This is a genomic window from Caulobacter sp. 602-1, from assembly GCF_003931565.1.
In the GTDB taxonomy this organism is placed as follows: domain Bacteria; phylum Pseudomonadota; class Alphaproteobacteria; order Caulobacterales; family Caulobacteraceae; genus Caulobacter.
The window spans coordinates 900,465-917,390 of record NZ_RRYI01000001.1; the positions used below are offsets into that span (position 1 = coordinate 900,465).

Annotated in this window: 11 protein-coding genes; 3 read left to right on the top strand and 8 right to left on the bottom strand. The window is 70.4% G+C overall.

Annotation, left to right across the window (positions count from 1 at the left end; genetic code table 11):
- Positions 1-16: 16 nt before the first annotated feature.
- The 3 genes from EIK80_RS04205 to EIK80_RS04215 form a co-directional block, all read right to left on the bottom strand.
- The gene (locus tag EIK80_RS04205; RefSeq protein ID WP_125155695.1) at positions 17-2,044 is read right to left on the bottom strand and encodes a TonB-dependent receptor; all 2,028 of its coding nucleotides are present in this window, start codon (positions 2,042-2,044) and stop codon (positions 17-19) included.
- A 104-nt stretch (positions 2,045-2,148) separates the two neighbouring features.
- Entirely contained in the window at positions 2,149-4,128 is a 1,980-nt protein-coding gene (gene mdoH / locus EIK80_RS04210) for a glucans biosynthesis glucosyltransferase MdoH (RefSeq protein ID WP_199743368.1), read from the bottom strand.
- Positions 4,129-4,202: 74 nt separating this feature from the next.
- Positions 4,203-5,735 (bottom strand): glucan biosynthesis protein, encoded by a 1,533-nt coding sequence (locus EIK80_RS04215; protein ID WP_158624639.1) that lies wholly within the window; start codon positions 5,733-5,735, stop codon positions 4,203-4,205.
- A gap of 297 nt (positions 5,736-6,032) precedes the next feature.
- Here EIK80_RS04215 and EIK80_RS04220 point away from each other — a divergent pair, with 297 nt between their 5' ends.
- Positions 6,033-6,716 (top strand): heavy metal response regulator transcription factor, encoded by a 684-nt coding sequence (locus tag EIK80_RS04220; RefSeq protein WP_125155848.1) that lies wholly within the window; start codon positions 6,033-6,035, stop codon positions 6,714-6,716.
- Positions 6,713-8,131 carry a heavy metal sensor histidine kinase gene (locus EIK80_RS04225; RefSeq protein ID WP_233586416.1) on the top strand — a complete coding sequence of 473 codons (1,419 nt, stop codon included), beginning with the start codon at positions 6,713-6,715 and terminating at the stop codon, positions 8,129-8,131. Before EIK80_RS04220 ends, EIK80_RS04225 begins: the two co-directional genes overlap by 4 nt.
- A gap of 26 nt (positions 8,132-8,157) precedes the next feature.
- Here the strand turns inward: EIK80_RS04225 and EIK80_RS04230 are convergent, their stop codons facing one another.
- Genes EIK80_RS04230 through EIK80_RS04240 form a run of 3 tightly spaced genes read right to left on the bottom strand, consistent with a single transcriptional unit; the run spans position 8,158 to position 13,913 of the window.
- On the bottom strand, positions 8,158-9,549 hold the full coding sequence (locus EIK80_RS04230; protein ID WP_233586417.1) for an efflux transporter outer membrane subunit: 1,392 nt from the start codon (positions 9,547-9,549) through the stop codon (positions 8,158-8,160).
- Positions 9,536-10,738 (bottom strand): efflux RND transporter periplasmic adaptor subunit, encoded by a 1,203-nt coding sequence (locus tag EIK80_RS04235; RefSeq protein WP_125155697.1) that lies wholly within the window; start codon positions 10,736-10,738, stop codon positions 9,536-9,538. Before EIK80_RS04235 ends, EIK80_RS04230 begins: the two co-directional genes overlap by 14 nt.
- Entirely contained in the window at positions 10,731-13,913 is a 3,183-nt protein-coding gene (locus EIK80_RS04240) for an efflux RND transporter permease subunit (protein ID WP_125155698.1), read from the bottom strand. Before EIK80_RS04240 ends, EIK80_RS04235 begins: the two co-directional genes overlap by 8 nt.
- Positions 13,914-14,058: 145 nt before the next feature.
- Here EIK80_RS04240 and EIK80_RS04245 point away from each other — a divergent pair, with 145 nt between their 5' ends.
- Positions 14,059-14,772 (top strand): HAD family hydrolase, encoded by a 714-nt coding sequence (locus tag EIK80_RS04245; protein ID WP_199743369.1) that lies wholly within the window; start codon positions 14,059-14,061, stop codon positions 14,770-14,772.
- A gap of 108 nt (positions 14,773-14,880) precedes the next feature.
- Here the strand turns inward: EIK80_RS04245 and EIK80_RS04250 are convergent, their stop codons facing one another.
- Together EIK80_RS04250 and EIK80_RS04255 are read right to left on the bottom strand one after the other, a co-directional pair.
- Entirely contained in the window at positions 14,881-15,975 is a 1,095-nt protein-coding gene (locus tag EIK80_RS04250) for an acyltransferase (protein ID WP_125155700.1), read from the bottom strand.
- A 167-nt stretch (positions 15,976-16,142) separates the two neighbouring features.
- Positions 16,143-16,892: a FadR/GntR family transcriptional regulator gene (locus EIK80_RS04255; RefSeq protein ID WP_125155701.1), complete on the bottom strand. Its 750-nt coding sequence runs from the start codon at positions 16,890-16,892 to the stop codon at positions 16,143-16,145.
- Positions 16,893-16,926 lie beyond the last annotated feature (34 nt).

Sequence of the window (16,926 nt, forward strand, 5' to 3'; positions counted from 1 at the left end):
CATCGTCAATGCGCCGTCAGACCTTGGCCTTGAACTTGTAGACCAAGGACACCCGCACCGCCCGGGAGTTGGGGGCAAGGTCGCTGTCGATCACCACGCCGCCGTCTCGGTACCGGCTGTGCTGCCGGTTGGTGTTGAAGATGTCCGTGGCGTTAACGGTCACCGAATAGAGGGCGTTCAGCTTGTGGCTCCAGGTGGCGTCCAGCTGGCCATAGGCGGCCTGGTAGCCTTGCAGCGTATAGGTCTTGCCCACGCCGCTCAGGTTGAACTGCAGCTTGTCGCCGTTCTTCAGGACCTTATCGACTACGGCATTGCCCGAGTAGTTCGTCCGGGTCGTGGTCGCCAAGGTCGCGGTGACGGGGATCAGTTCCTGCCGGAAGACGTTCAGGTTGACGACGTACTTCCAGCCACCGGGCGCCTCGCCGCGCGCATTGGCCTCCAGTCCGCCAGACGTCGCGCGGCCGTAGTTCAGCGGCCGGCTCGCGGTGGTGAGGTCCGGATTCCAGGTCGTGTAACTCTGCCAGGGATGGTGGCTGATCCGGTAATAGGCCGTCAGCCCCAGCGTCGCCTTGCCGAAGATCCGCTCGTAGCCGCTCTCATAGGAGTCGGTGAGGGTCGAGGCGAGGTCCAGGTTACCCAGCATGGCGCTGTGGAGATTGGCGGGGATGCGCCGCGGATCAAATAGCTCGAGCTCGGGGCGCAGGATGCGGCGGCTGTAGCTGGCCTTGAGCTTGCCGCCGGCCAGCGTGTGCGTCAGGTGCAGCGAGGGGAAAAGGCGCGTGGCGTCGCGGTCTCGCGAGGCCGACGGCGCGCTCAGCCGTAGGGATTCCGCCTCGACTCGGAGGCCGGGCATCAGCTTGAAGCCAGCAAACGGGAACTGATAGGTCGCATAGCCCGAGAGGCTGGCGCGACGGGCGTTGAAAACGCCGAGATCGCCGCTCGCCAGACCCAGCGCGCCGATGTCGCCGTCATAGATGCGGGAAATCTCGCGCGCGACGCGATTGGCTTCCAGGCCCGTGGTCAGAATGACGCCACCGGCGAGGTTGGCGACCACCGCGACCTTGGCCTGATCGTCCGGACCCCGGGCGCGCTTGGTGTCGCCGTAGTGTTGGACGAGGGGCGTCGGCGAGACCTGCCGGTCGTCATGGTTCGTGCGGGTGCGGTTGTCGCTCTGGGCGTGCGAGAGGTTGGCCTCGAGCGAACCGCGATCGTCGGGCCAGGTGTCGGAGTAGCTGGCCTCGATATCGTCCGTTCGGGTCGTATAGCGCTGCGTCCCGGCCTCTTCCGATTGGACCGGAGCGCCATCGCCGAACGCCTGGTAGTGGGCCAGGTCGTTGGCGCGGATGCGCCCGCCCATGTGGTGCGCCTCGACGCTTAGCTCCCGGTCCTCGGCCAGTCGCCGGGTGACGCCCAGCGAGGCCTGGACAAGGTCGAGCGTGGACTTGCCGTGACTGTCGCGTGACACCAAGCGCTCACCGGTCGCCGCGTCGCGCTGGGTGTAGTCGGCGTCGTTCTCCGATGGGCTATGACCCAGATAAATCCGGCCGTCGACGCTCCAGTCGCCCTGGGCGGCCGAGGCGCTGGCGGAGGCGCTGGCCTGCTCCCGCGTGTCGGCCCGCGCCGAGATCGTGCCGGAGACGCCCAGAGCGCGTTCCCTGTGCGTCACGATATTGATGATCCCTGCCGCGCCATCGGGCGAGAATTGAGCCGACGGGTTGGTCATCACCTCGACGCTGCCGACGCTGGAGGCCGGGAGCGACTGGAGAACCGAGGTTCCGGTGGGCGGCGGCTTGCCGTTGATCAGGATCTGGACGCCGGGATCGCCGCGCAGCGCGATCCGGCCGGTCGGCGAAACCGTCACCGAGGGGATCCGGTTCAGAACGTCGAGGGCGACGCCACCTTGCGAGCCGCCGTCCGAGCGGACGTCGTAGATGCGGCGGTCGATCTTGTCACGAACCTGGGCGGGCCGGGCGGTGACGACGATGGACTCGACCTTCTGGGCCGCCTCCGCCGAGGTGGCGGCCTGGAACCACAACAGCAACATCAACGCCCCGCCTTGAGATCGCCAAGGGCTCTCATGGCGTAGCTTGTCCCGCAATCGAAAATTGCGATCTCGAGATTACAGTTCTTTTAGGAGAGTGACGTGCGCTACCCCACCCGGCTTGACACCTGGACGGCCCGCGCGCGCGTCTGGATGGCGTCGGGGCCGTAGACCATGGCCGGGGCGCGCAGCAGCTTCTCGATCGCCCGGCGCGTGGGGGCCTCGCGGTCGTAGGCGGCGCGCAGTTCGGCGGCGCGGAGGGCGACGCGGGGCGGGCGGCGCTCCTCGGGCGTCTGGAACAGGCCCAGGAAGTCGCCAATCCGCGGCTGCGACAGGAGAAGGGCCAAGGGCGCCGACAGGATCAGGCCCAGATAGACCGGGCTGGACCACCAGAACATCACAGGATCCAGGGCGAAGACCAGGGCCGCGGCGACGCCGCCGATGCCCATGTGGGCGCGGTGGACGCGCCAGGCCTCGCGCCTGGTCAGGCGGCCGGGGTCGCGCTGCTGCGTCGCCCAGCCGGCGTCTCGGCCCAGCAGCACCTGCAGCACCGACACGCTCTGCATCAGCATCAGCACCGGCGCGACCAGGGCCGACAGCACGATCTCCATCGCCATGCCGACGATGAACCGATAGCCGCCGCCGAACGCCTGGCGCTGGGCCCGGCTGCGCAGGATCAGCGCCCCGGCCATCAGCTTGGGCGCGATCAGCAGGGCCATGGTCAGTCCGAACAGCCAGGCCGCGGCGTCGGCGCGGATCAGCGCCGAGGCGCCGCCCTGCTCCATCCACACCCCGGCCCCGGCGATCAGCAGGAACAGCCACAGCGGCGAGGTGGCGTAGGACAGGACGCCGCGCAGCAGGTGCAGGCGGCTGACCCAGTGCAGGCCCTGAGCCCCGATCACGCCCAGGTGCTGCAGGTTGCCCTGGCACCAGCGGCGGTCGCGGATGGCCATGTCGAGGATGGTCGGCGGGGTCTCCTCGTAGCTGCCGGTCAGGTCGGTCGCCAGGCCGATCTTCCAGCCGCCCCGACGCATCAGGGCCGCCTCGACGAAGTCGTGGCTCATGATGTGGCCGCCGAACGGGCGGGGTCCCGGCAGGTGTGGCAGCCCGGCCTGCTCGGCGAAGGCCCGGGTGCGGATCATGGCGTTGTGGCCCCAGTAGTTGCCCTCCGCCCCCGACCACCAGTCCTGGCCGGCCGACAGCATCGCCCCGTAGGCGCGCGAGGCGAACTGCTGCAGCCGCGCGAACGGCGTCTCGCCATTGATGATCGAGGGCGAGGTCTGCAGCAGGCCCAGCTTCGGGTCGCGCTCCATGCGGTGGGTCAGCCGGATGAGGGTGTCGCCGGTCATCAGGCTGTCGGCGTCCAGGATCAGGAACTGCGCGTAGGCCCCGCCGAAGCGCTCGACCCATTCGGCGATGTTGCCGGCCTTGCGGTCGGTGTTCTTGACCCGGCGGCGATAGAAGATCCGCGCCTTGGGGCCCAGCCGCGCGCGCAGCCGCAGCACGCCCACGGCTTCCTCGCGGGCGACGTCCTCGACCCGCGTGTCGCTGAGCACGAAGACGTCGTAGAGCTCGGCCACCTCGCTCTGGTCCAGTTCCTCGTACATCGCCTGGATGGCGGCCAGGACGCGGCCGGGATCCTCGTTATAGGTCGGGGCCAGCAGGGCCGTGCGGGTCAGGATCACCGGCCGCGGCTGCTCGCGGCCGTCGCGCGCACGCCAGCAGGTCCAGAAGCCGCCCAGCGTGCTCATGAAGGCGAAGGCCACCCAGGCGAACAGCAGCACGAACAGGGCGAAGGCGACGCCGTCGACCAGGCTGAAGCCGCCGGGCGAGAACAGCAGCGCCGTCACCGCCGCCGTCACCGCGGTCAACACGCCCGAGCCCGCCAGCAGCGCCCAGCGGCGTCCGGAGACGTCCGGACCGTCCACGGGCGTCAGCCGGCCCTCGCGCAGGCTCTGGGCGGGCATGGCCAGCGGCGTCTCCGCCGGCAGCCAGGCGGCGAACGAGGCGGGCGCGGGCCGGGCCGGCGGCGGGGCCAGCTTCAGGGCGGGGAGGGGACGGGCGCTCGCGCGGCGTTCGGAGGACAACAAAGCCACTGCACTCTGGGTTCGGGGCGGCGGGGAGCCATCGGCAAGCCAAGCTCGCGACGGCGCGGTTGGTTTCACGGCGCGGGCGGAAAAATCAGCGCGGTCCAGGTTTCGCTCAAAGGCCGACCATTCTGCCTGAGGACGACGCGCACATCGGCCGGTTCCGCGCCATCGCACACGACGTCGAAGGTGACGCGCCACAGGGCGTCGGTCTCGTTCTCGTGGCGGGCGCCGGGATAATGCGACAGCAGGCGGATCTGGCCGTTGCGGGCGGTGACGTCGGCCTCGATGTCGATCGCCGTTCGCAGCGCCAGGAGGTTGGCGCCCCGGAACTCGACGGCCACCTTGCGCCCTTGCGCGGCGGTGTCGCGGCCCGGCTCGCCCGGCCGGCCCGAGCGGGTGGCCACCACCTTGGCGAGCTCGGTCTCCGGCGCGTCGGCCGTCCAGTGGAGGCGGTAGCTCAGCTCGACCTTGCTCCCGGCCTTGACCGGCGCGTCCGGCGTCCAGAAGGCGACGATATTGTCGTTGGTCTCGCTGTCGGTCGGGATCTCGACCAGGCGGACCGAGCCCTTGCCCCAGTCGCCGATCGGCTCGACCCAGACGCTGGGTCGACGCTCGGCCTTGGCCTGGTCGTCGTGATAGTGCTCGAAGTCGCGGTCGCGCTGGATCAGGCCGAAGCCCTTGGGGGTCTGGTCGCTGAACACGCTGGTCACCACGCGCCGGGGGTTGGAGAGCGGCCGCCACAGGCGTTCGCCCGCCCCGGTCCAGATCGCCAGGCCGTCGGAGTCGTGGATCTCCGGCCGCCAGTCGACCGCCGGGACCGCGCGGTCCTCGCCGTACCAGAACATGCTGGTCAGGGGCGCGAGACCCATCTGGTCGAAGGCCCGCCGGAAGAAGACGCTCGCCTGCACGGTCTGGGTCAGGGCCAGGCCGTCGCGGTCGTTGACGAACCTGTAGGCGCCGACGATCCCCGGGCTCTCCATCAGGGCGTGGATGACGAGGCGCTCCTGCGCGTCGCGTTCCAGCCAGACCTCGCGCCAGTCGGGAAACTCCTCGGGCTGGACGGCGTAGGTGTCGGCGGCGATGGCGCGGGCCGACAGGCCGTACTGGCCGAACGGCGCGGGCGAGCGGAAATAGGAGGCGCCGTGGAACACCAGCCACTCGCCGCGGTCGTCGCGGCTGATGGCGCGGAAACCCGAGAAGCCGGCCTTGGCCGGCAGGGCGCGGACCGGGCTGCCGGCGGGCGAGGAAAACATGGTCGGGTCATAGGCCAGCGGCTTGGCGCGGCCGTCCTCGACCAGATGGATGGTCACGGTCTTGGAGACGCCCTGGCTCAGCGGGAACAGTTCGATCCCCCAGTCGCCGCCCCACAGCGGGATCTTCTCGCGATAGAATCCGACCGCCTGGGCGGCGTCATAGTTCATGGCCGCGACCTGGGCGGGCGGCGGCGGCGGGGCGACATAGGGGCGGCCGGCCAGGGCGCGGGCGCGGGCGCGCACGGTCTCGAAGGAGAAGGACGCGGGGCGCGCGTCGGCCTGTCCGGGCGACAGGTTGGCGGCGACGGCGCCGCCGGCCAGCAGCGTCAGGGCGGCGCGGCGATCAAGCAAGGACAATAGGAAACCTCGGGCGGATACCGACTCGGCGCGGATTTGGCGCGCGAATAAAGGAGACTTACGGCCGAAATGGTTCAACCGGGTCGATGGAAAACCGCGCTTCCGGTCAGAAATGTCATCCGGCGGTCAGGCTGACGACCTCGCGGGCGCGGCAGTATGCTTCGTCCTCGCCTCGCCGCCGGACCTAGTCCCCCCACCCACCAGCGATGGCGGTGGAGGCGAGGGCGCCTTATCTTGCCCATCCGGAAGGCCTCCCGGTCCGGGCCGCTGGTCGTGAGACGCCGCACTCTGATGAAGATCCTGATCGTCGAGGACGAGCCCAAGACCGTCGCCTACCTGCGCAAGGGGCTGACCGAACAGGGCTATGCCGTCGACTTCGCCGGCAATGGCGAGGACGGCCTGCACCTGGCCCAGACCCTGGACTATGACGCGGTGGTGCTGGACGGCATGTTGCCTGGGCTGGACGGGGTCGAGGTGCTGGCGCGCCTGCGTCAGACCCGCCAGACGCCGGTGATCATGCTGACCGCCCGCGACAGCGTCGAGGACCGTCTGAAGGGCCTGGGCGCGGGCGCCGACGACTATCTGGTCAAGCCATTCTCGTTCCTGGAGCTGCTGGCCCGGCTGCAGGCCATCACCCGTCGCGGGCGCAGCGAGTCCACGACCATCACGGTCGGCGACCTGCACCTGGATCTGCTGGCCCGGCGCGCCACGCGGGCGGGCAGGCGGCTGAACCTGACGGCCAAGGAGTTCGCCCTGCTGGTCGTCCTGGGTCGCCGCCAGTCGCAGATCGTCTCCAAGACCATCATCACCGAGCTGGTCTGGGACATCAATTTCGACACCAACACCAATGTGGTCGAGGTCGCCATCAAGCGGCTGCGGGCCAAGATCGACGGGATGTTCGAGACCAAGCTGCTGCACACGGTGCGCGGCATGGGCTATGTCCTGGAGCACCGCCCCGAGGGGACCGCGCCGTGACGCCCCGTTCGCTTGCCCCCCTTTCCCTGGCCCCCAAATCCATCGCCGGCCGCCTGGCCCTGATGTTCGCCATCGCCACCAGCCTCGTCTCGATGCTGGCCGGCGTGGCCCTGTTCAGCTTCCAGAGCCTGGAGCTGAAGCGCCACCAGGCCGAGGAGCTGAGCGCCCGCTCGCAGATCATCGAGGCGATGATCCGCAAGCTGGAGGACCCAACCCGCTGGCCGCTGATGACCGACAAGCTGAAGTCGTTCACGCCGGCCGACGGCAGCCTCCGCTATCGGATCGAGTCCGCCGACCCGCGCTTCCGGTTCACGCCGGGGACGGCGCTGGAGCCGGCCCGCGACGGTCTCGGCGTCATCCATGCCGACGGCAAGCGGTTCATGACCCTGGCTCGGCGCGTGCCCGCCTATGGGCGGCGTCCGGAGGTGCGGCTGGTCATCGCCGCCGACACCGCGCCGTTCGACGCCTCGCGCTATGTGCTGGGCGTCGCGGCGCTGGGCATGTCGGTGCTGACGACCGGGCTGGTCAGCCTGCTGGGCTGGTGGATCGCCCGACGGGGCCTGGCCCCGGTCGACCGCCTGTCGCACCGCGCCGGCGCCCTGAACCCGGCGGATCTCAGCCTGCGGATGCCGACCCGCGACCTGCCGGTCGAGCTGGTCGGGCTGATGAGCGCCTTCAACGGGGCGCTCGATCGCCTGCAGGCGGCCTATGAGCGGCTGGCGGCCTTCAACGCCGACGTCGCCCACGAGCTGCGCACGCCGCTGGGCAACCTGATCGGCCAGACTCAGGTCGCCCTCTCGCGCCCCCGCGACACCGACGAGCTGGAAGAGACGCTGCACTCCAATCTCGAGGAGCTGGAGCGCCTGCGCACGATCATCAACGACATGCTGTTCATGGCCCGCGCGGACCAGGGCGCCCTGGCGGCCAACCTGGCCCCGCTGTCGCTGGCGGCCCTGACCCACAAGACCGCCGACTTCCTGGACGTCCTGTTCGAGGACGCCGAGGTGCGGTTGGAGGTGCGGGGCGACGCGACGGTCAACGCCGACGCCGCGCTACTGGGGCGGGCGGTGACCAACCTCCTGGACAACGCCATCCGTCACGGGGTCGCCTGCAAGACCGTGCGGGTGATGATCGAGCCGCGGGACAAGGCCGTCTGCCTGTCGGTGCGCAACCGCGGCGGCCCGATCCCCGAGGCGCATCTCGCCCGCCTGTTCGACCGCTTCTACCGCGTCGACCGCGCCCGCGAGCACAGCGGCGAGATCCACGGCCTGGGCCTGGCGGTGGTCAAGGCCATCGTCCTGATGCACGGCGGCTCGGTGTTCGCCCGCTGCGAGGGCGGCGAGGTGCTGATCGGGTTCCTGCTGCCGGGGAGCGAGGGGGCGGTGTCGCCTGAGCGGGAGACGGTCGAGGCTTAAAATCCCTCTTTCTAAGAGAGAGGGGATTATGAAACGCCCCAGCCCCCGCCCAGCGCGCGGATCAGGTTCACGCTCGCCGACAGCCGCCGGGTCCTCAGGTCCTGCGCCTCGCGCCGCGCCTGCAGTTCCGCCGTCTGGGCGGTGACCACGTCCAGGTAGCTGGCCGCGCCTTCGCGGTAGCGGGTGGTGGCCAGTGCGGTGGTGCGGACGGCGGCGGCGACGGCCTCGTCCTGGCGGTCCTGGGCGGCGGCCAGGCGGTTGGCCAGCACCATCTGGTCCTCGACCTCGCGGAAGGCGTCCAGCACGGTCTGGCGGTAGCCGGCGGCGGTCTCGTCGAACACCGCGCGGCCGCGGGCGACCTCGGCCTTGCGCGCGCCGCCGTCGAACAGCGGCAGGGCGGCGGCCAGCGGGCCCAGGGCCCAGACGCGGTTGGCGGCGGTCAGCAGTTCGCCGCCATTGGACTGGTAGCCGCCGGCCGCGGCCAGGGTCACGCTCGGGAACCAGGCGGCGCGGGCCACGCCGACCCGGGCGTTGGCGGCCGCCATCCGGCGCTCGGCCGCGGCGACGTCTGGCCGGCGCCGCAGCAGGGTCGAGGGCGCGCCGACCGGGGTGACCGGGACCTCGGTCAGCGCCGACGCGGCGGCCAGGCTGAAGCTGGAGGCCGGCTCGCCGACCAGCACGGCGATGGCGTGTTCCAGCAAAGCGCGGTCGGCGACCGCCTGCTCGTACTGGGCCTGCGTCGCCGCCAGCTGGGTCTGGGCCCGGCCGGTGTCGAGCCCGCTGGCCGCGCCGCCGGCCTGGCGGCGGTTGGTCAGGTCCAGCGCCTGGCGATAGGCCTCGACCGTCGAGCTCAGCACCGCGATCTGGGCGTCGGCGCCCCGGAGGCTGAAATAGGTGTCCGCCAACTCCGCCTGCAGGCTGAGACGCACGCCGGCCAGGTCGGCGGCGCTGGCTTCCGCGTCCGCCCGGCCGGCGGCGACCAGGTTGCGGACCCGGCCCCACAGGTCCAGCTCATAGGCGGCGCTGGCCGCCAGGGTGGTGGTGTCGTAGCGGCCATTGGCCGGGGTGCGCTGGCGCTCGACGCTGGCCGAGGCCCCGACGCTGGGGAGGAGAGCGCTGGAGGCCTGGCGCGACAGGGCGCGGGCCTGATCGTAGCGCGCGAGGGCGGCGGCCAGGTCGGCGCTGCCGGACTCCAGCCGGCGCTCCAGGCCGTCCAGGGGCGGGTCCTTGAACACGGCCCACCAGGTCCCGTCGCGGACTGCCTGGGCCGGCGCGGCGGGCGTCCACGGACCGGTGTCGCGGAAGGCGGCGGGCGCGGCGGGCGTCGGCGGCGCATAGGCGGGGGCCATCGAGCAGCCGGCGAGGCTCAGACCAGAAAGGCCAAGACCCGCCAGGATCAGGAGACTAGCCCTTCGCACCGGCGGCTCCCTTCTTGGCCTTGACGACGTTGACGTGGTCGCCGGTGGCGATGGCGTCCGGCGGGCTGGTGACAATCCAGTCGTTGGCCGCGATCCCGCTGGCCAGTTCCAGCTCGGCGCCGTCGTCGCGGGCGATGCGGACCGGGCGGATCGAGACGGTGTTGTCGCCGCCGACCACCGCCACGGCCGTGCCTTCCTTGCGGAACAGCAGGGCGTTGGACGGGATCCGCACCGATGCGGTCGAGGTCGCGCTGGCGGCCTTGAGGTCCAGGCTGACCTGGGCGTAGGCGCCGGGCTTGAGGGCGCCAGCGGCGTTGTCGACGTCCAGCTGGATCAGCATCGCCCCCGACTGCGCGTCGACCGCGTCGGCCGTGCGCGCCAGGCGGGCGTTGAAGGTCCGGCCCGGCAGGTCGGGCGTGGTGAAGGCGGCGCTCATGCCCGGACGGATCTGGCCGGCCAGGCTCTGCGGCACGCTGACATAGAGCCGCAGGCGGCGGGTGTCGGACACGGTGAACAGCGGCGAGGGCCGGGCGCCGCCGGCGCTGATCAAGGCTCCCTGGTCGGTGTCGCGGCTGGTCACCACGCCGTCGAACGGGGCGACGATGCGCTTGAAAGCGGTCAGGCTCTCCAGCCGGCGGACATTGGCGATGGCTTCGTTACGCATGGCCTCGCGGGCGGCCAGGTCGCCGGCGCGCTCGTCGGCCTCCTGCTGCGAGACGGCGTTTTCGCCGACCAGCCGCTTCCAGCGGGCGGCGGTGGTGGCGGCCAGATCCCGCTGGGCCTGGGCGGTGGCCAGGGCGGCGCGGGCGGCGACCAGCTGCTGGTCGACTTCCGGGGCGTCGATCTCGGCCAGCACCTGGCCCGCCTTCACCGGCTGGCCGATGTCGACATACCAGCGGCGCAGATAGCCGTCGGTGCGGGCGTAGACCGGAGCCTCGGCCCAGGCCTGCAGGCGGCCCGGCAAGACGAGGTCGGCGCTCTCGCCGCCGCCCGGCTGGATGACGTGGACCGTGGTCAGGGCGCTGGCCTGGCTGGTCTTCTTCAGGTCCTGGCTGGCCATCAGCCGCGAGGCCGTACCGGCCGCCAGGATCAGCACGAAGCCGGCGCCGCCGATCAGGGCCAGACGGCGCAGGCTCCGGGGGCCGGTCTTCGGGAAGTCGTCAGAGGGGGGCAGGGGGGACTCAGACATGGGCGACGCCTTCGGGGGAGGCGGCTTCCGCGCGAGGGCGGCGGCCGTGGACGATGGAGAAGATGGCGGGGACGAACAGCAGGGACGCGCAGGTGGCGAAGATCAGGCCGCCGATCACCGCCCGGCCCAGCGGGGCGTTCTGCTCGGCGCCTTCGCCCAGGGCCAGGGCCATGGGCGCCATGCCGATGATCATGGCCAGGGCCGTCATCAGCACCGGGCGGAAGCGGGTGACCCCGGCCTCGAAGGCGGCCCGGGCCGCGTCGCCGGTGGCCGCCAGCCGCTCGCGGGCGAAGCTGACCACCAGGATCGAGTTGGCCGTGGCCACGCCCATGCACATGATCGCGCCGGTCAGGGCCGGCACCGACAGCGGCGTACCGGTGGCGAACAGCATCCAGGCGATGCCGGCCAGGGCGGCGGGCAGGGCCGAGATGATCACGAACGGGTCCAGCCAGGACTGGAAGTTGATGACGATCAGCAGATAGATCATCACCACCGCGCCCAGCAGGCCCCAGCCCATGCCGGAGAAGGCGGTGTTCATGGTCTGGAACTGGCCGCGCAGGGTGACGCGGACCTTGGCGGGCTTGTCCTTCTCCAGCTTTTTGAGGGCCTTCTGGATGTCGGTCGCCACGCCGCCCAGATCGCGCCCCTGGGTGGCGGCGAAGACATTGACCATCGGCTGGATGTTGTACTGCGAGACGACGGCGGCGGTGGAGCCGCGGCTGAGCGCGCCCAGGCCGCCCAGCACCTGCGGCGTCGGGTCCGCGGCGCGGGCCCCGGTGACCGGGATCGACCGCAGCTTGTCGAAGCTGTCCAGCATGTATTCCGGCGTCTGGGCGACGACGGGATAGGAGACGCCGTTCTTCGGGTTCAGCCAGAACACCGGGGCGGTCTGCTGGCTGCCGGCCACGGCGCCGGCCAGGCTGGCGGTGACGTCGCGCTCGTCCAGGCCCAGGGCGTGGATGCGGGTGCGGTCGACGTCGAAGCGGAGCTCCGGCGCGGCGGCCGGCTGCTGGATGCGGACGTCGGCGATGCCCTTCACGCCGCGGATCTCGCGCAGGATTTTCTGGGCGTAAGCCTGGTTGGTCGCCGCGTCGCCGCCGGTCACCTGGATGTCGATCGGGGCCGGGCTGCCGAAGTTGAGGATCTGGCTGGTCACGTCGGCCGGCAGGAACGAGAAGGTCGCGCTGGGGAAGGCCTTGGGCAGCTCCTCGCGCAGCGCCTTGATGTAGTCGTCGGTCGGGCGATGGCCTTTCTTCAGGCTGATCAGGATGTCGCCGTCCTGCGGGCCGATGGTCCCCGAGGCGTTGTAGGCGGTGTTGATGCCGCTGGTGGACAGGCCGATGTTGTCGACGATCGTCTCGACCTCGTCGGCCGGGATCACCGTGCGGACGTGGCGCTGGATGCGGTCGAACAGGGCCGCCGACTCCTCGATCCGCGTGCCGACCGGGGCGCGGACGTGCAGGGCGATCGAGCCGGAGTCCACGGCCGGGAAGAAGTTGCGGCCCAGGAACGGGACCAGCGCCAAGCTCAGCAGGGCGAACGCCAGGAAGCCGATGACGAACACGCCGCGCGCGTCCAGGGCGAAGCCCAGCAGGCCGGCATAGGCGTCGCGCACCTTGGAGAAGCTCCGCTCGAAGCCGCGCTGGAACCGCACCAGGCGATGGGGCGACGGGGCCTCCTCGTCGTGCGGGACGTGCGGCTTGAGCAGATAGGCCGCCATGGTCGGCACCAGGGTCCGCGACAGCAGGAACGAGGCGATCATCGCGAACACCACCGACAGGGCCATCGGCACGAACAGGAAGCCCGACACGCCCGGCAGGAAGAACATCGGCACGAAGACGATGCAGATGCACAGCAGGGAGACGAAGGCCGGGGTGACGATCTGGGCCGCCCCGTCCAGGATCGCCGTCCGGACGTCCTTGCCGTGCTCCAGGTGCCAGTTGATGTTCTCGATGGTGACGGTGGCGTCGTCGACCAGGATGCCGACGGCGAGGGCCAGGCCCCCCAGAGTCATGACGTTCAGGGTCTGGCCGAACGCCGCCAGGGCTCCGATCGCCGCCAGAACGGCCAGCGGGATCGAGACGGCGATGATCACCGTGGAGCGCCAGGAGCCCAGGAACAGCAGGATCATCAGCGAGGTCAGCACGGCGGCCAGGGCGCCTTCGTGGACCACGCCCTCGACGGCCGCCTTCACGAAGGTCGACTGGTCGTTCAGCGGGGTGATGGTCAGCTCGGGCGGCAGCTGGGCCTTCAGGTCGGGCAGGGCGGCCCTGATCCCGTCGACGATGGCGATGGTCGAGGTGGCGCCCGACTTCAGCACCGTCATCAGCACCGAGCGCTGGCCGTCGACGTGGACGATGTTCTGCTGCGGGGCCGAGCCGTCGCGTACGTGGGCGACGTCGCCGATGCGGATGGTCGCGCCGTTGATGGTCTTGACCGGCAGGGCGTTCAGCTCCTCGACCGTGCCGGGGGCGTTGTTCAGGCGCAGGCTGTACTGGAACTCGCCGATCTTGACGAAGCCGGCCGGAGTGATCTGGGTCTGGGCCGCGATCGCCGCCCCGACGTCGCTGGCCGACAGGCCCTTGGACAGCAGGGCCTGCGGGTCGATGTCGACCTGGATCTGACGGGTCTTGCCGCCGAACGGCAGGGGGATGGCCGCGCCCGGCACGGTGACCAGGCGCGTGCGGATGACGTTGGTGCCGAAGTCGGACAGCTGCTGCTCGGACAGGCCCTGGCCGGCCAGGGCCAGCTGCAGGATGGGCACGGTCGAGGCGTTGTAGTTGAGGACCAGCGGCGGGGTCACGCCTGGGGGCAGCTGGCGCAGCAGGGTCTGCGAGATGGCGGTGATCTGGGCGTTGGCCAGGCGCACGTCCGCTCCCGGCTGGAAGTAGATCTTCACCACCCCGACGCCCTGCAGCGAGGTCGCCTCGATATGGTCGATGTCGTTGACCGTGGTGGTCAGAGCCCGCTGGTAGGGGGTCATGATCCGCCCCGCCATGTCGGCCGGCGACAGGCCGTTATAGGTCCAGGCCACCGCCACGACGGGCACGCGGATGTTGGGGAAGATGTCGGTCGGCATGCGCAGGATCGCCAGGACGCCGACGATCAGGATCATCGCGGCCATCACGACGAAGGTGTAGGGACGCGCCAAAGCCGTCCGCACGAGCGAGATCATACTAAATTCCGTCGTTGCGGAGGGGAGGTTGGGCCCGGTCTAGCAAGGCCAGTGGGTCCGCAGCCTGACGGCTAGCTGACAAGATGGTCAGGGAGGCGCAAGGGGCCTCTCGCGACCGTCGGGCCGTTTTGCTATGGCTGCCTCAATGAGCACCATCACCACCGTCGGCGTCGACGCCGACGACACCCTCTGGCACTGCGAGAGCAAGTTCCGGCTGTCCCATGCGCGGTTCCTGGACCTGCTGTCCGACCACGGGGACGCCGAGAAGATCGAGCAACAGCTGGTCGCCGTCGAGAAGCGCAACCTGCGGGTCTATGGCTACGGAGCCAAGGGCTTCACGCTGTCGATGATCGAGACGGCGCTGGAGGTCACCGATGGCCGCGTCGACACCCGGGTGATCCGCGAGATCCTGGCCGTCGGCCGCGAGATGCTGACCGAGCCGATCGAGCCGCTGTCGGGCGTCGACAAGGCGCTGGCCGAGCTGTCGGAGCGCTACCGCCTGGTCCTGATCACCAAGGGCGATCTGCTGCACCAGGAGCAGAAGCTGGCCTCGTCGGGACTGGGCGACTACTTCGTGGCGGTCGAGATCGTGTCCGAGAAGGACGCCGGCACCTATCGCCGGGTGTTCGACCGTTACGGCACGGGGGCGGAGCAGGCGGTGATGGCCGGCAACTCGATGCGCTCGGACATCCTGCCGGCGCTGGAGGCCGGCTGCTGGGGCGCGCTGATTCCCTATCCGCTGGTCTGGTCGCACGAGGCGGCCGAGGCGCCGGTCGGGCATGAACGCTACGCGGAGCTGGGGAGCATCAGCGAACTGCCGGCTTGGGTGGATGGGATTTCGGGAAACCCTCTCTCTTAGAGAGAGGGAGGGGCCCGCCGCGAAGCGGTGGGAGGGTGAGAGGTTACAGCGGTAGCCGCAGCGCCGGCACGCCGTCGAACCTCGTAACCTCTCACCCCAACCCTCTCTCTAAGAGAGAGGGAGCTTTTCGCGCTTCCCCAGCCGCGCCACCCAGTCCCGCGCCGGCCGCTCGAACCCCACCAGCGACAGATAGGCGATTGGGAACAGCAGGATCACCCACAGCAGACACCACAGCCGCATGGCGTCGCCGGAGAGGCCCCAGGCGCCGAAGCCCACCCAGTTGAGGGCGATCTTCAGGGCGATCGGGTGCAGCAGGTAAAGGCTGAACGACAGCTGCGCCCACGGCGCTAGGCGGCGGCTGATCCCGCCCTGGACGCCTTGGGCGTCGGCCGCCACGCCGGCCAGGCCCACGGCGTAGATCACCAGCAGCAGCGCCGTCCGCGACGCTCCCGCCCAGGACGCCACGAAGAACGCCGCCAGCAGCGCCCACATCACGAAGCGGGCGAACGGCAGTTTCGCCAGCACGTCCTTCAGCTGGAACGCCAGCATGCCCAGCATGAACCCCGGAACCGCCCGGGCCACGCCGAAGTCGTAGGTCCACTGCGAGAAGCTCTCGCCGTCGCGGGTCATCCAGATCAGCAAGGCCAGGCTCCCGAACGCCACAGCCGCCGTGGCCTGCCAGCCGCGCGCGGTGATCCAGAACAGCAGGGGCAGGGCGATGTACATCCCCATCTCGGCGCTGATCGCCCAGCTGACGAAGTTCCAGGTCTGGGCGTGGCAGGTCCCCCAGGCGTGGATGAAGAGGACGTTCTGGGGGATGCAGGTCACGTCGTAGCGCGACGGATCGCGCTCGTTCAGCACTCCGGCCCAGCCGAGGGCGGCGATGGCCACGAACACCAGCATCGTCGCCCAGTGCAGCGGACCCAGGCGCGCGACGCGCTTTTGCAGGAAGTCGCGGTACTTGGCGAAGGTGGTCAGGCGGCCGGTATAGATGGCGGCCATCACGTAGCCGGAGATCAGGAAGAACAGGTCGACGATCAGGCTGAAGCTCTTGATCGTGTCGTCGGCGGCCTGCCAGCGGCCGTCCAGATTGATGAAGCGGTTGAAGTGGAAGACCACGATCATCAGCGCCCCGACGATGCGCAGGGCGTCCAGGTGCAGCATCTGGTCGGAATCGGGCTTCAGCGGGGGGAGCTTCAACATGCCGAAGCTGTGGCATGGGACGGGCGCGGCGCCCAGATGGATGCTCCCCCGCGTTGCGGGGGAGCTGTCGCGGAGCGACTGAGGGGGCCTTCACTGCGTAGGCGGAGCTAGCCCCCTCCGGCCCTCTGGGCCACCTCCCCCGCATCGCGGGGGAGGATCTTGAGGTGTTAAATCGCGACCCTCTTGGCGATGGCGTTCCGCCGCGCCTTGGTTTCCTGCTGGGCCTTCTGCACGGCCTCGGTCTCGGTCGCGTGCAGCAGGTGGTCGATCACCCGTTCCAGGTGGTCGCGCATGGCCTGGCGGGCGGCGGCCGGATCACGGGCCTTCAGCGCGTCGACCACCCGGCGGTGCTCGGCGATCCGGGGCTCCAGCCCCATGCCGCGGGCGCGGGTCAGGATGTTGCGCGCCAGGGGCGAGCGGTTGCGCCAATCCCACAGGTTCTCGATCGTGGCGATGATCGCGCCGTTGCCGGTGGCGCGGGCGATGATCATATGGAAGTCGCGGTCGGCCTCCTCGCCCCGGATCTCCTCCTCGACATGCATCCGCTCCAGCAGGCCTTCCAGCTCGCTGATCTGCTCGTCGCTGATCGAGGTGGCGGCCAGGGCGGCGGCCTCGCCCTCGAACAGGCGGCGGGCCTCGATCAGCTCGAAGGCGCCGATCTCGAAGTCGATATCGGCCGAGGGGGCGACCGGGCGGACATTGCCGGTGACATAGATGCCCAGGCCATGGCGGGCCTCGATCATGCCCAGCATTTCCAGCGCGATCATCGCCTCGCGCAGGGTGGGGCGCGAGACCCCGAACTGCTCGGCCAGCTCCCGCTCGGTCGGCAGGCGGTCGCCCAGCCTGTACTGCCCGGCCTCGATGGCGTCGGCCACGGAGTCGGCGATCCTGCGGTAGAGCTTGACGTTGTCTGACATGTTTGGGCGGAGGCTCGAAAGGGCGCTTGTGCCC